Genomic DNA, 13,404 nt, shown 5'->3' with positions numbered 1-13,404 from the left:
CCCGGCTGCTCGTGAAATATTATTGCGGACCCCTTGTGGCCCGACGCTTTATCCCGCACTGTGCCAGCAACGCGCCAAGATTTGAAGAAGGGGAAGGCCAAGATGGCATCAGGACGTCTAAGTGTTGTTGTGACGCGACGCTTGCCCGACGTGGTGGAAACACGTCTGATGGAGCTGTTCGACGTAAAGCTGCGCAGTGATGATACGCCGATGAGCCGTGAGGAATTGGCCGAAGCCATGCGCGAGGCCGATGTATTGATCCCGACCTTGAATGACCGGATCGACAACGGGTTGATTGGTCAGGCGGGGCCACAGTTGCGTTTGATTGCCAACTACGGGGCAGGGGTGGATCATATTGATGTGGCAACTGCACGCCAACGCGGCATTCAGGTCACCAACACGCCCGGTGTTTTGACCGATGACACGGCCGACATGGCAATGGCGTTGATTTTGGCTGTCACCCGCCGCATCCCCGAAGGTCTGGCTGCGATGCAGGGCGGCAACTGGGATGGTTGGGCACCGACTTCATTTCTGGGCGGACGTGTTGCGGGGCGCCGCTTGGGCATTCTGGGCATGGGGCGCATTGGACAAGCTGTGGCGCGACGCGCCCGTGCGTTTGGGATGCAGGTTCATTATCACAACCGCAACCGTCTGCGCGCTGAGATCGAGGATGGGCTGGAAGCGACCTACTGGGAAAGCCTTGATCAGATGGTCGCACGTATGGACGTTTTGTCGATCAACTGTCCACACACGCCATCAACATTCCATCTGATGAACGCGCGCCGGTTGAAGTTGATGAAACCCTCGGCAGTGATCGTAAACACCTCCCGTGGGGAAGTGATTGATGAAAACGCTCTGACGCGTCAGCTAAAGGCCGGGCAGCTGGCGGGGGCGGGCCTTGATGTTTACGAACATGGCAGTCAGGCAAATCCAGATCTGCGTAGCATGCCGAACGTGGTGATGTTGCCCCATATGGGATCGGCAACCGTCGAAGGGCGCGTTGAAATGGGCCAGAAGGTGATGCTGAACGTCAAAACTTTTGCCGACGGGCACCGCCCGCCGGACCTGGTTCTTCAGGCGCTGGATTAAGGTGCCGGTTTTGATGCCAGCATCCAGAAAGGCGGCCCAAGGGTCGCCTTTTTTGTCGACTGCCGCCTGCGCATATTGATTACTGCAGTTCCCCCCACCACTTAAGTCACACCGCCCCCGCCCGACAGGAGAGCCCGACATGGACACCGATAGCCTGCGCCTGTTTGTATTGGCGGCGGATAAGCTGAACATTTCCGCGGCAGGACGTCAGCTGGGGCTGGCACCAGCCGTGGCAAGCGCGCGACTGGCGAAGTTGGAACATGCCTTGGGTGCGGATCTGTTGCACCGTTCCACCCGCAAAGTGTCGCTGTCACAGGAAGGGGCGGCCTTTCTGCCCTATGCGCGTGAAATGATCGCTCAGGAAGAGGAGGGGCTGGCCGCATTGGGCAAGGGCGAAGCCTCGCCCAAGGGAACGCTGCGCTTCACCGCGCCCAGCACCTTTGCCCAAGCCTATATCGCACCGATCCTGCCCAAGTTTCTGGCCCGCTATCCGGGGATCACGCTGGATATGCGGTTATCGGATAAGGTGTTTGATCTGATCGAGGGTAGCTTTGATCTAGCGATCCGCAATTCTGCACTAGAGGATACCAGCCTAAAGGGACGCAAGCTGGCTGATGATTATCGCATTTTATGTGCCTCGCCCGCCTATTTGGAACGGCGAGGCATACCGCAAACGCCGGAGGATCTGATCACCCACGATCTGATCGCCTTTACGGGGCAAGAGGTAAAACAACTGCGCCGCCATGATGGCACCATGGCCCGGTTTGACCCACAGCTCGCGCACAGTCGCTTGACCATCGACGATGGCACCAGCCACAAGATCGCAACGACTTCCGGTGCGGGGATTGCCTTTTGCGCGCTGTGGAGTGTGCATGAGGAATTGAAGTCCGGCGCATTGGTGCGGGTGTTGCCGGACTACGACGTGGCTGATGGCACTGTTTTGTGGCTGATCTATCCCAAGAGCACGACCGTTTCTGCCAAGGTGCGCGTTTTTATGGATTTTCTGATCGAAGAGATCGGCAACGACCCTATCTGGCAACGCGGTCTAGGCAGCGTCATTTGATACGGGGTAAAGCGCCCCCTGCAAAAGGGGACGCTGGCAATGTCACCGGGTCATGCCCATTCGACAATCTGGTCCATGTTGCGGCGGGTCTTGTCGAACGCCGGTTCATCCGCGCGGTAGCCAAAGGCAACCATGACAGCAGGTTTGTAAAGCTTGGGATCAACGCCAAAGTGCTGTTCCAGAACGGCGACGGTTTTGTCCATCTCGAACCCTTCGATCGGGCAGCTGTCCACGCCCAACAGGGCACCGGCGGTCATCATGTTGGCCAGCACGATATAGGCCTGTTTGCCCGACCAATCTGTGATTTCGCGCGGCGTGCTGACGCCGTGGTCGCGGGATTGGAAGGTGCCGTAGGCATCGTTGAGAAAGGCGATTACATCTTCGGGCAGTTGTTTCACATCGCGGTAGAAGTTCTGCAGATAGTCAGACCCTGCAGTCATGGTTTCACCGGTGTGCGCTAGCAGCACGGCAAAGTGGCTGGCCGTACCCAGTTGACCCGCAGTGCCATTGGTCGCACCATTTGCGCCCCAGGCGAAGTCACGCAGCAGGGCGCGGTTTTCGGGGTTTTGGATCATCAGGATTTTGTAAGGTTCATGACCGAAAGAGGTTGGCGACAGGCGCGCCGCCTCTAGGATGGTGGCGAAGGTCGCGTCGTCAATTTTTCGTTCACCATCAAACACTTTGCAGGCGTGGCGAAAGTTGAAGGCGTCCAGAATTTGGGTCTGAACGGCAGCGGTATCTTGGATGTCTTTCATTGGGTCTACTCCACTAAAATCGTTGCAGTGGACCTAATGGGCGTGCCGCCAGAGCGGTAGAAAGGCATCTGCCAAAACAGAATTCCGTTTTGGCAGATAATCGGCGCTAAGCACTTCTGTGCTTAGCCTCCTGCGCTTTGTTTGATGAAGGTGCCGTTGTTCAATTCATCAAAGGCCTGCACCAATTCATCGCGGGTGTTCATCACGATAGGTCCGTGCCACGCCACCGGTTCCTGAATGGGCTGACCGGTCATCAGCAGGAACCGCAGGCCATCCTCGCCTGCCTCCACCGTGATTTCATCGCCTGCGCCAAAGCGTACCAAAGTGCGGTTGCCGCTATAATCACGTAGAGCCAGTTCTTGGCCCTGATACTCTTTCTCTACTTGAATGCCGATGGGATCAGACGCATCGCGGAACCGGCCCGATCCGGCAAAAACATAGGCCAGCGCATTGGCGCGGGTATCGACGTGGAAGGTTTTACGCCGCCCTGCGGGCACAGAAATGTCCAGCAGCATGGGATCAGCGGCGATGCCATCTACCGGGCTCTTTTTGCCCCAGAAAGAGCCGATCAACACCTTGACCAGCGTGCCATCCTCATCCCCCTCGATCGGCAGGTCAGCGGCGGCGATGTCCTGATAGCGCGGCGCGGTCATCTTTAGATCTCGCGGCAGGTTCGCCCATAGCTGAAAACCGTGCATTCGCCCCTGTGCGTCGCCCTGCGGCATTTCCTGATGCAGGATGCCGGACCCTGCCGTCATCCATTGCAGCGATCCCGCACTCAACAGCCCTTTGTTGCCGAGGCTGTCGGCATGTTCCACCTCGCCCTCAAGGACATAGGTGATCGTCTCAATCCCGCGGTGGGGGTGCCACGGAAATCCTTTGGCATACATCCGCGGGTCATCATTGCGGAAGTCATCCATCATCAGGAACGGATCGGTGAGGCTGGGATCATCAAACCCGAAAACCCGGCGCAGATGCACGCCTGCGCCCTCAATGGCGGGTTGGGATTGGCTGGTGGCAACAACGGGGCGGAATGTCATGGCGCGGTCTCCTTGGCTGTGTGGCTAGGATATGGCGTTTGACTGGCGCGGGGAAATCCCTGTGGCCTCACCACTATTGTGCAAAAATGCGCAGGCAAGTGTTGCACTGCCTGTGCCTGTGCCTGTTCAGTAGGTGTGGTCTTTGGTGGGGAAGGCGCGGGTTTTGACCTCTTCGGCGTAGTCCGATACCGCCCGTTCAATGGCGGGGCCAAGGTCGCCGTATTTTTTCACAAACTTTGGCGTCCAGGCGTTCAGGCCCAGCATATCCTCCAGCACCAGAATTTGGCCGTCGCATTCCACCGATGCACCGATGCCGATGGTGGGGATGTCGATCTGTTTGGTGATTTTGGCGGCCAATGGTTCGACCATACCCTCCAACACCAGTGCAAAAGCGCCTGCATCCGCCACGGCCTGTGCGTCGGCTTCGTGCTGGGGCCAGCTGTCCTCATTGCGACCTTGGGTTTTGAAGCCGCCCATCACATTGGTGGACTGCGGTGTCAGGCCGATATGCGCCATCACCGGAATACCGCGTTCGGTCAGAAACCGGATGGTGTCCGCCATGCGCGCCCCGCCTTCCAGTTTGACCGCGCCGCAGCCGGTTTCCTTCATGATGCGGGCGGCGTTGCGAAAGGCGATGGCTGGGCTTTCCTCATAAGTGCCAAAGGGCATATCGACGACCACCAACGTGGATTGGGTGCCGCGCACCACCGCCTTGCCGTGCATGATCATCAGATCCAGCGGCACACCCAGCGTGCTGTCCATGCCGTGCATCACCATGCCCAGACTGTCACCCACCAGAATGAAGTCTGCGTATTTATCCACGATTGCTGCCGTGTGCGCGTGGTATGAGGTGAGCGAAACGATCGGCTCGCCCCCCTTGCGGGCGCGGATTTCCGGAACGGTTGTGCGGCGGATCTGGGTTTGTGCGCTCATGGGGTAAGAACCTTTTGATCAAGAAGCAGGACGTCAGAGAATTGCACCGACAGCATGATGGCGATGGGGCCGGTGATGGGGCCGTGCAGGTTTTCCAGTGTGTCTGGTGTCACGGTGTCCAGCCCCTGCAGGTTGGCGCGCGGCTCGGCGTCGATGGCGTTGGCGATCATGTCGCGCAGCGCCTCAACCGTGGTGCCGGATTTGACCAGCGCGGCTGCGGCGTTGAGGGTTTGCGACAGCACCACCGCAGCGGCGCGATCCTCAGGCGACAGCCGTTGGTTGCGCGATGACATGGCCAGCCCGTCTGCCTCACGGCAGGTGGGGCCAGAGAGGATGTCGACCGGCATATGCAGATCGGAAACCATGCGTTTGATCACCTGTAGCTGCTGGTAATCCTTTTCGCCAAAAACCGCGACATCGGGTTGCACGATGTTGAACAGGCGGGTGACCACAGAGGTTACGCCGCGAAAATGGCCCGGACGCACCGCGCCATGCAGGATGTTGGCAAGGCGGGTTGTTTCCACGATGGTTTCATGACCGGGGGGGTAGATCGTTTCCACATCCGGCAGAAACACCAGATCAACGCCCGCGGCTTCTAGCAGCGCCAGATCGCGCGCATCATCGCGGGGGTAGCTGTCCAGATCCGTGGCTCGGTTGAACTGCGTCGGATTGACGAAAATCGACACTACGACCACGTCGGCAGCCTGCTGCGCCTGCGCGACCAGTGACATATGCCCATCGTGCAACGCCCCCATTGTGGGCACAAATCCCAGCGTGCGGCCATCTTGTTTGGCGGCCCGTGTTGCGGCGCGCATGTCGTTTACTGTGCGGCAGATCTTCATGCCACCTCTCCCCCTTACAGGTCGAAGTTGGACCTGCCCGTCATGTTCTGTGTCCAAATCGACTGCTCGGACACCGTATAATTACGGTGTAAACGCCTCCTCAGCAAGAGGGCAGGACGTAACGTCGGATGTTTTGCGACAGGGTGTCGTTTTCCCACGATTAGAGGTCGGCTGGGCAGGTGGCGCAGGCTTTGGGAATCTGCATGATGCTTCTCAATCACACACTACTTGCGTCCATCGGAGAGACCTTAAATGAAAACCCAAGTGAAAGCACTGGTTGTTGGCGGCGGTGCCGTCGGGACCTCGATCGCCTATCACCTTGCCAAAGCAGGGTGGGATGACGTGATGCTGATCGAGCGTGACGAACTGACCTCCGGCTCGACCTGGCACGCCGCCGGTCTGCTGCCGCTGTTCAACATGTCCTACGCAACGACCCACATCCACAAATATTCGGTCGACTTCTACAAACAGCTGGAAGAAGAGACCGGCCTGAACGCAGGTTTCGCTGTTGTGGGCAACCTGCGTATGGCGCAGACCGAAGAGCGTATGGACGAATACCGCCTCTACGCGTCGATCGCAGACACCTGTGACGTGAAATACGAATGGCTGACCCCGGAGCAGATCAAAGAGCGTTGGCCGCTGATCGAAACCGGCGATCTGAAAGGTGCGATCTACCACACCGAAGATGGTTACATTAACCCCGCAGACGTGACCCAGGCGATGGCCAAAGGCGCCCGTCAGCGCGGCGTGGAAATCCACCGCAAACTGCAAGCGGACGCATTCCACTGGACCGGCACCCATTGGGAAGTGACCTGCACCAAGATGGTGGAAAAGGGCGGCAACCTGATCGAGTCCGACGAGAAAGTGGTCATCACCGCAGAACACGTCGTCACCGCATCCGGCAACCACGCACAGCGCACCGCGAAAATGCTGGGCATCAAAATGCCGGCCATCCCGGTTGAGCACACCTTCATCGTCATGGACCAAGACCCTGAGCTGGTCAAATGGCGCGAAGCGGGCAACCCCGAGCACCCTGTTGTGCGCGACGCCGACAACGAATCCTACGCCCGTGAAGAGCGCGGCGGCTGGATTCTGGGCATCTACGAAAAAGACGCGCCTGCACGTTTTGAGCATGGTGTGCCTGACAGCTTCCGTGCGGACCTGTTCCCGCTGGATCTGGACCGTATTGCCGATCAGTACATGGCGATGGCCGAACGTGTGCCGTCCTGCGCTGAATCCGGTCTGAAAGACGACTTCAACGGTCCGATCTGCTACACCCCCGACGGCAACCCACTGGTGGGTCCGGCACCGGGTCTGCGCAACATGTGGCTGGCAGAAGGCTTCTCCTTCGGCATCACCGCCGCAGGCGGCACCGGCTACTATCTGGCACAGATGATGGTCGACGGCGAAGCCGAGATCGACATGGCGTCGCTTGACCCCAAACGTTACTCGTCCAACTGGATGACCACCGAATTTGCCGCGCGCAAAAACGAAGAGTGCTACGAGCACGTCTACATCCTGCACCACCCCGACGAAGAACGCCCTGCAGCACGTCCGCTGCGTACCTCGCCCGCGTTTGACCGCCAGAAAGAGCGCGGCGCGCAATTCGGTTGGGTCAACGGCTGGGAACGCCCGAACTACTACGGCCCGCTCGACGCTGCGGACAACTTCGACGAAGAAAGCCGTTCGTTCCGTCGTGGCAAATGGTGGCAGCACGCTGTTGATGAAGCAAAAGCGATCCGTGAAGGCGTTGGCCTGATCGACGCAACCGCCTTCACCAAACACGTGGTCAAAGGCCCCGGTGCGACCCAGTTCCTCGACTGGTTCACCTGTAACAAACTGCCCAAAGTTGGCCGCATCAACCTGACCTATGCGCTGACCTCCGCAGGCACCACCCGCACCGAATACACCATCGTGCGCAACGGTGAGAACAACTACTATCTGGTTTCGGCAGGCGCCTGGACCGAGTATGACGCCGACTTCCTGCGCAAGGCGGCCGAAGACAAGATGGAAGAGTTCGGTTACATCGAGATCCAGGATGTCACCACCCAGTTGGGCGTCTTCGCCATCGCAGGCCCCAAGGCACGCGACGTTCTGAAAGAGGTGATCGTGGATGCAGATCCCGAAACCGCCCTGTCGAACAAGCGTTTCCCCTGGCTGTCGGCCCGTCAGATCGAACTGGGCATGTGCCCTGTGAACGCGATCCGTGTGGCCTACACCGGTGAACTGGGTTGGGAACTGCACCACCCGATCGAAATGCAGAACTACCTGTTCGACCTGCTGGAAAAAGCTGGTGAGAAACACGGTATGAAGCTGGTCGGCGCTCGCGCCCAGAACTGGCTGCGTCAGGAGAAATCCTACCGTGCCTTCGGCACCGAGCTGGGCCGCGACGCGACCCCGCAAGAGGCAGACCTGCCGCGCTTCATCGACCTGGAGAAAGACTTCCACGGTAAAGAGGCGATGCTGGAAACCGGTGTCCGCTTCAAGTGCTGCACGCTGCTGATCGACGGTCCGGATGACGCGGATCCCTGGGGCCGTGAGGCTCTGTTCACCGAAGACGGTCAAACCCGCGTGGGTCGTCTGACCTCGGGCGGCTACTCGGTTGCGTTCGAGAAGTCGATCGGCATGGGCTATCTGCCGCCAGAAATGGCCGTAGAAGGCACCAAAGTGAAGGTAAAGATCATGGACAACCTGTGGGACGCCGTCGTCACCTGCGACAGCCCCTACGATCCGAAAAACGAAACCATCCGTGTGAACGGCTAAGGATTTTGAAATAGAACGGGCGCCTCTTGTCAGAGGCGCCCGATTGAACCGGTCGCGCGATGCGCGGCCGGTTTTTCTTTGTGTGGTATGTCTGGCGGATCATGCAGTACGCAGCACAGGCATCCGTGCGATGAACAGCGCGCGCCCTGCCAAGGATCCGGACAGAACGCCGCTAAACACCCCGTAGACCAAACCGAAAGCGACAGACGCGCTTAGGTCCGCTGCCATGCCTTGCGCCATGCCAGCGGCAAAATTCGTTGTAAACAGGGCCAGAACAGTCACCATAGTGACGCTTTCACCTTTCAGCTCGACGCGATTTCCGCTGCGCGAAAGCGTCCAATAGGGTTGCAGGATGTAGCCCGCGAAAACACCGGAGGACCAGCCCATCAGCAGCGCAGTGGTCGCCACTTCGCCCAGATCAAGGGCGCGGTTCAGTGATAGCAACCCCAGCAATGGCAAGGCATAAATCAGCGCGACAGGGCTGCTGCGATCCTTTTGCGCGCGCCGGCCAAGTAGGGTCAGCGCAAACAGCAAGGGATATACCCAGAGGGGAATAGCGGACAGTGTGGTGGTGAGGGTGTGCATTGAGTTGTCCTGAAGGTCTTCTTTGATCTTGTGTTTTCCTTGTTTTGGCCGAGGTCGCGCGCGGCGCACAGGATCAATGCGCCAGTAACGGGGGTCCTTTCGTGAATGACGACCGCCGTTCGCGGATCGCGCATGGCAGGGATGTTTCAATGCCTCACGTGTCGGTGCGTGAACGTGAGGCGTGCGGCCTTGCGGTGTGGCGCTGCGGTTCCTTTATTGCCTGCAACAAAGGAGTTAACGACATGCCCAAAGCCACCCTGCACCGTATGGAACTGCCCAAGTACACCTGTAGCTACGGGATCGCTGCCCGCGATCTGTTGCGCAAAGAGGGGTTCGAGATCGAAGAGCATATTTTGCGATCCCGCCCCGCGGTGGATGACTTCAAAGACAAACACCACATCGCCACGACGCCGCTGATTTTCATTGACGGTAAAAAGATCGGTGGGTTCACGGAACTGCGGGCGCATCTGAAGGCGTCAAAGCGCAAGTAACCGTCATAAGAAAGGGTGCCCTAGGTGGGCACCCTGAATAGGAGTTCCGGATCGGGCGTGGTGAAAACTGCGCCCGATTTTGGTTAAAGCATATCGCGCGGCAGTTCGGAAAAGATCTGATTTCCGCCGTCCCGCAGGATCACGATTTCTTCCAGCCGGACGCCGAATTTGCCGTTGATGTAGATGCCGGGTTCAATGGAAAAGACATTGCCTGCCTCTAGCACATGATCTGATCCGGCGACGATATAGGGCGGTTCGTGTACGTCGATGCCCAGACCGTGGCCGGTGCGGTGCAGGAACTGCGGCCCGTAGCCTGCGGCGGTGATCACGTCGCGCGCGGCTTTGTCGATCTCTCCCGCCGTGACGCCGGGTTTGGCGACGGCTAGCGCAGCTTGAACGGCGGCTTCGACCGTTTCAAACACCTCTTTATAGGCCGCATCTGGGGTGCCGAAGAAACCGCAGCGGGTCATGTCAGAGGGGTAGCCATTGAGGCGGCAGCCTGTGTCGATCAGCACTGCCATGCCATCGGTCAGCACAGTGTCGCTGGTGTGATGGTGCGGGAAGGCACCATTGGCGCCGAAGCCGACGATGGTGAATGCCGCTGTGGCGCCGTTGGCCTTGTAGTGATCGCGGATCAGGTTTTGCACGTCCTGCTCGCTCATCCCTGCCTTGAGGCTGGCAAAGGCCAGTTTGACAGCCTCGTCATTCAGCAGATGCGCGGCCTTGATCGCGGCGTATTCTGCGTCATCCTTCATTGCGCGCAGGCGGCCCACCGTATCCTCGGTAAAGCGGCGCTTGGGGGCGTCCATCGCATCCAGCAGACGCAGGGCAAAATCCGCACGCATGGTTTCATCCAGCACCACGCTAAGGCCCGCGCCGGTGGTGTTGCAGGCGCTCAGCAGGCGATCCAGCGCCGCCGCAGGGCCGGTGTCATCGGACCATGTTTCAAAGGGTAGGTCGGTCATCTGACGCGCTGCATCCGCATTGAGCGCGGGCATCAGGAAACCGGCGTGACTCTGGCTGACCAACAACATCACGGGGCGTTCATCGCCGTGTGGGTTCACACCTGACAGCCACATCATATGGCTGGAGGGGCCAAGCACCACCAGATCAGTCTCGGTGGCAGTCATCGCTGCGCGCAGGCGGGTCAGGCGATCGGAATATAGCGACATGTTCTTGTGTCCTTACGGGGGCGTTGAAAGGGAAGCCCCGTAAGGAGTGCCGCGTTGTGCTGGAATTGTCCAGCAATTGTCCAGTGCGGTAGCCGGGCGTTACTTCGCGCTCAACTCGTCAAAGCATTCCAGCGCCTTGCTGGCGTACATCATCGACGGGCCACCGCCCATCTGGATCGCCATCGCCAGTGTTTCGCCGACCTCGTCCCGGGTGGCGCCAGCGCGGATCAGGGCGTCGATGTGGAACATGATGCAGGGTTCGCAGCGGCTGGCCACCGCAATTCCGAGGGCGACGAACTCTTTCGTCTTATGTTCAAGCGCGCCGTCACCTTTGACCGTGGCCCCCAGCGCACCGAAGGCTTTGGTGGTTTCGGGGATCGCGCCGTTCAGGTTGCGTACCTGGGATTTGATGTCGGCAAATTTGTCGGTCCAGCTCATGGGTCTTCCTATTCGCATAGTGTTTTTAGAATGTAATCGGATGGACCACAGTTCGTCCCCGTTAGACATTGATCTGTGTCAGGTGGTGCGGATTTCTCAGGGATGCTCTCGTTTGGTTACAAAGGCCAAGTTATTGGCCGGCATGTCCACACGGGCGATCAGTTTCAATCCAGCTTCTGCGATCCAGCTTTCAATCTCTTCTACGTCTTTGTAGCCGATAGTGGGATCCTGAGCGCGCAGGCTGGCGTGGAACCGCGCGTCACCATCGGATGTGGGCTGTCCACCCCGCAGGAAAGGCCCGTAGAAGATGAAATGCCCACCCGCGTTCAATGCCCGGGCTGATTCTGTAATAATCGTCTGCGCTGACGGGGCAGGGATCAGGTGCAGCAGGTTCACCAGCAGGATCAGATCCTGCCCACCATGCTGCGCTGACCAGTCCACGGCAGCGGCGTCCAACGGGATGGCTGGGGCCATGTTGCTGATACCCTCACTATGGCCATCAATCGACGCTCGGCGCACTGCTTCAGGCTCTGTCGGTTGCCAGTGGATTTGGGGCAGGGCGCGCGCCAGTGCGGTGCAGTGTTCGCCGGTGCCGGATGCGATTTCCAGCGCCTTGCCGCGTTTAGGGGCATAGGTGCTGACCAGATCCACAATCGGGGCCATATTGCGCGCGGCAGAGGGGGCGAATAGGCGGCCCTTGGGATCAGGCGCATCCATATGCGGGCTGTCGGGCAGGGTCAGGTTTTTGGTGCTGGGTGTTGTCATCGCGGCCTCCTCTTCGGCAGGAGCCTAGCGTCGGGCGCAGGTAATGACCACCACCCGCAAACGCGGATCGGTGCCGACAGGGCCCCCACGGCCCCGCCGACACCGACGCCTCAGGCATCACCGCACGCATGGCGCGTGGTGATGTCCCCCCCAAGGAAAGCGAATAGCGAATATTCAGTTGGTGTTAGCTGTTGCCCTTGCCCCGCTTGAAGAAGCGCAGGCCAACAGCTGCGTCTCCGGGATTGCTGAGGCCGCTGAGGCCAGTTGCCAGCTTGCCAAAGGCCTGTCGCTGGGTGCGGTTTTGTTTGTGCTGGGCAACCAGTGTGCCGTTGTTGTCGGCGCTGCCGTATTTGGCGGCGTCAAACATCAGTTCCACATGGTCCTCAACGCCCAAGGCTTTGACGAAATCGGTCGGCTTAATCTCTGGCCGTTTGGGCTGTTTGATCTGGTTCAGAACCAGATGCGGTTTCTTTTCCCCAATACGGATCGAGGCCAGCATTTCAATCAGCGAACGGGTGTTGCGCAGGCTGGCCAAATCAGGCGTGGCCACCAGTACCACCTCATCCGCCAGATACAGCGCCTTGCGCGTCAGGGGATTAAGAGTTGAGGGCAGGTCCAGCACCACATGGGGCGCCAGAACGCGGACCAGATCCATCGCGTAGGCCAGTGCCTCGGGGTCCAGTTCGCGGTCCTGTTGGTGATTTTGCGGGCCAGCCAGCAGGCGCAGTTGATCGTCGTAGTTGATCAGCAGGCGTTCCAGCTTCTGGTCGTCCAGCTTTTCGGAATTGGTGATCGCACCGATCAGATCCTGTTCGGGATTGCGGTTCAGGCACAGGCCAGCGGTGCCAAACTCGAAATCCAGGTCCACAAGGATAGACTGCGCGCGGGCCTGTTCGCCCAGCATCCACGCGGCGTTATGGGCAATCGTGGATGATCCCGCACCACCACGGGCGCCGATCACCGCATGAATGCGGCCTAGATGCACCTTGTCTGGATCGCGGAACAGCTCAAACAGGGCTGTGACCAGCAGGGGGGCGGTCACAGGGGTTTGCAGGTAGTCCGCAACGCCCTGGCGGGTCAGCGCACGGTAAAGCGCAATGTCATTGGAGGGGCCGATCAGCACCAGTTCGGTGTCCACGCGGCACAGCTGCGCCAGCTCATCTAACTGATTGAACAGCTTGGTCGGGTCATCGTCGACCTCAACCACCAAAAGGTCCGGGCTGTCCGCGTCCTGATAGGCGGCGATCGCTTGCTCCATGCCGCCACTCATCAACTGGCAGCGCACGCGGGAAAGATGGCGGCTGGCCTGCATCTGTTGCAGCGCATTGCGGGTCTGCGGTGTCGCGGCAAAGGCGTCGCAGGTCATGGCGGGTAGGCGGCCAATGGCCGGTCGCATACCGCCGACATTATCGGGATCGGCAGGATCCGCGGTGAATTTCGTAAAGATCTTCATACTGTATACCTCGGG

Annotated in this window: 13 protein-coding genes; 4 read left to right on the top strand and 9 right to left on the bottom strand. The window is 59.4% G+C overall.

Annotation, left to right across the window (positions count from 1 at the left end; translation table 11 throughout):
• Nucleotides 1-102: 102 nt before the first annotated feature.
• Together TM5383_RS10595 and TM5383_RS10590 are read left to right on the top strand one after the other, a co-directional pair.
• Nucleotides 103-1,089 carry a 2-hydroxyacid dehydrogenase gene (locus TM5383_RS10595; protein WP_058319010.1) on the top strand — a complete coding sequence of 329 codons (987 nt, stop codon included), beginning with the start codon at nucleotides 103-105 and terminating at the stop codon, nucleotides 1,087-1,089.
• Nucleotides 1,090-1,228: 139 nt separating this feature from the next.
• On the top strand, nucleotides 1,229-2,152 hold the full coding sequence (locus TM5383_RS10590) for a LysR family transcriptional regulator (RefSeq protein WP_058319009.1): 924 nt from the start codon (nucleotides 1,229-1,231) through the stop codon (nucleotides 2,150-2,152).
• 50 nt (nucleotides 2,153-2,202) lie between these two features.
• On the opposite strand, the gene TM5383_RS10585 is transcribed toward TM5383_RS10590, so the two are convergent.
• The 4 genes from TM5383_RS10585 to panC form a co-directional block, all read right to left on the bottom strand.
• A complete protein-coding gene (locus TM5383_RS10585) occupies nucleotides 2,203-2,907 on the bottom strand; it encodes an NAD(P)H-dependent oxidoreductase (RefSeq protein WP_058319008.1) in 705 nt (234 codons plus the stop codon).
• 122 nt (nucleotides 2,908-3,029) lie between these two features.
• Nucleotides 3,030-3,947 carry a pirin family protein gene (locus TM5383_RS10580; RefSeq protein ID WP_058319007.1) on the bottom strand — a complete coding sequence of 306 codons (918 nt, stop codon included), beginning with the start codon at nucleotides 3,945-3,947 and terminating at the stop codon, nucleotides 3,030-3,032.
• Between the two features lie 126 nt (nucleotides 3,948-4,073).
• The gene (panB, locus tag TM5383_RS10575; protein WP_058319006.1) at nucleotides 4,074-4,880 is read right to left on the bottom strand and encodes a 3-methyl-2-oxobutanoate hydroxymethyltransferase; all 807 of its coding nucleotides are present in this window, start codon (nucleotides 4,878-4,880) and stop codon (nucleotides 4,074-4,076) included.
• Nucleotides 4,877-5,722: a pantoate--beta-alanine ligase gene (gene panC, locus TM5383_RS10570; RefSeq protein ID WP_058319005.1), complete on the bottom strand. Its 846-nt coding sequence runs from the start codon at nucleotides 5,720-5,722 to the stop codon at nucleotides 4,877-4,879. The genes panB and panC overlap by 4 nt, the downstream gene beginning before the upstream one ends.
• Nucleotides 5,723-5,974: 252 nt before the next feature.
• Here panC and TM5383_RS10565 point away from each other — a divergent pair, with 252 nt between their 5' ends.
• Entirely contained in the window at nucleotides 5,975-8,485 is a 2,511-nt protein-coding gene (locus tag TM5383_RS10565) for a GcvT family protein (protein ID WP_058319004.1), read from the top strand.
• 99 nt (nucleotides 8,486-8,584) lie between these two features.
• Here TM5383_RS10565 and TM5383_RS10560 read toward each other — a convergent pair whose 3' ends face one another.
• A complete protein-coding gene (locus TM5383_RS10560; protein ID WP_058319003.1) occupies nucleotides 8,585-9,070 on the bottom strand; it encodes a hypothetical protein in 486 nt (161 codons plus the stop codon).
• A gap of 242 nt (nucleotides 9,071-9,312) precedes the next feature.
• Here TM5383_RS10560 and TM5383_RS10555 point away from each other — a divergent pair, with 242 nt between their 5' ends.
• Complete coding sequence (locus TM5383_RS10555) at nucleotides 9,313-9,561, top strand: glutaredoxin family protein (RefSeq protein ID WP_058319002.1); 249 nt, start codon at nucleotides 9,313-9,315, stop codon at nucleotides 9,559-9,561.
• Nucleotides 9,562-9,644: 83 nt separating this feature from the next.
• On the opposite strand, the gene TM5383_RS10550 is transcribed toward TM5383_RS10555, so the two are convergent.
• The 4 genes from TM5383_RS10550 to TM5383_RS10535 all read right to left on the bottom strand — a co-directional run bounded on the left by TM5383_RS10550 (nucleotide 9,645) and on the right by TM5383_RS10535 (nucleotide 13,389).
• The gene (locus TM5383_RS10550) at nucleotides 9,645-10,733 is read right to left on the bottom strand and encodes a M24 family metallopeptidase (RefSeq protein ID WP_058319001.1); all 1,089 of its coding nucleotides are present in this window, start codon (nucleotides 10,731-10,733) and stop codon (nucleotides 9,645-9,647) included.
• Between the two features lie 99 nt (nucleotides 10,734-10,832).
• Nucleotides 10,833-11,171, bottom strand: coding sequence for a carboxymuconolactone decarboxylase family protein (locus TM5383_RS10545; RefSeq protein WP_058319000.1), 339 nt, complete (start codon nucleotides 11,169-11,171; stop codon nucleotides 10,833-10,835).
• Nucleotides 11,172-11,267: 96 nt separating this feature from the next.
• Nucleotides 11,268-11,936 (bottom strand): DUF938 domain-containing protein, encoded by a 669-nt coding sequence (locus TM5383_RS10540; RefSeq protein ID WP_306345455.1) that lies wholly within the window; start codon nucleotides 11,934-11,936, stop codon nucleotides 11,268-11,270.
• 184 nt (nucleotides 11,937-12,120) lie between these two features.
• Nucleotides 12,121-13,389, bottom strand: coding sequence for a CpaE/TadZ family protein (locus tag TM5383_RS10535; protein WP_058318999.1), 1,269 nt, complete (start codon nucleotides 13,387-13,389; stop codon nucleotides 12,121-12,123).
• Between the last annotated feature and the right edge of the window lie 15 nt (nucleotides 13,390-13,404).

Origin of the sequence: Thalassovita mediterranea (assembly GCF_001458435.1) — a bacterium.
Classification (GTDB): Bacteria; Pseudomonadota; Alphaproteobacteria; order Rhodobacterales; family Rhodobacteraceae; genus Thalassobius; species Thalassobius mediterraneus.
The sequence above is the reverse complement of the archived record's forward strand: the minus strand, read 5'-3'. Positions and strand labels throughout refer to the sequence as shown.

Bases quoted from the DNA above. Each gene is read 5' to 3' on its own strand.
- TM5383_RS10595 (WP_058319010.1), top strand. From the start codon at position 103: ATGGCATCAGGACGTCTAAGTGTTGTTGTGACGCGACGCTTGCCCGAC.
- TM5383_RS10590 (WP_058319009.1), top strand. From the start codon at position 1,229: ATGGACACCGATAGCCTGCGCCTGTTTGTATTGGCGGCGGATAAGCTG.
- TM5383_RS10585 (WP_058319008.1), bottom strand. From the start codon at position 2,907: ATGAAAGACATCCAAGATACCGCTGCCGTTCAGACCCAAATTCTGGAC.
- TM5383_RS10580 (WP_058319007.1), bottom strand. From the start codon at position 3,947: ATGACATTCCGCCCCGTTGTTGCCACCAGCCAATCCCAACCCGCCATT.
- panB (WP_058319006.1), bottom strand. From the start codon at position 4,880: ATGAGCGCACAAACCCAGATCCGCCGCACAACCGTTCCGGAAATCCGC.
- panC (WP_058319005.1), bottom strand. From the start codon at position 5,722: ATGAAGATCTGCCGCACAGTAAACGACATGCGCGCCGCAACACGGGCC.
- TM5383_RS10565 (WP_058319004.1), top strand. From the start codon at position 5,975: ATGAAAACCCAAGTGAAAGCACTGGTTGTTGGCGGCGGTGCCGTCGGG.
- TM5383_RS10560 (WP_058319003.1), bottom strand. From the start codon at position 9,070: ATGCACACCCTCACCACCACACTGTCCGCTATTCCCCTCTGGGTATAT.
- TM5383_RS10555 (WP_058319002.1), top strand. From the start codon at position 9,313: ATGCCCAAAGCCACCCTGCACCGTATGGAACTGCCCAAGTACACCTGT.
- TM5383_RS10550 (WP_058319001.1), bottom strand. From the start codon at position 10,733: ATGTCGCTATATTCCGATCGCCTGACCCGCCTGCGCGCAGCGATGACT.
- TM5383_RS10545 (WP_058319000.1), bottom strand. From the start codon at position 11,171: ATGAGCTGGACCGACAAATTTGCCGACATCAAATCCCAGGTACGCAAC.
- TM5383_RS10540 (WP_306345455.1), bottom strand. From the start codon at position 11,936: ATGACAACACCCAGCACCAAAAACCTGACCCTGCCCGACAGCCCGCAT.
- TM5383_RS10535 (WP_058318999.1), bottom strand. From the start codon at position 13,389: ATGAAGATCTTTACGAAATTCACCGCGGATCCTGCCGATCCCGATAAT.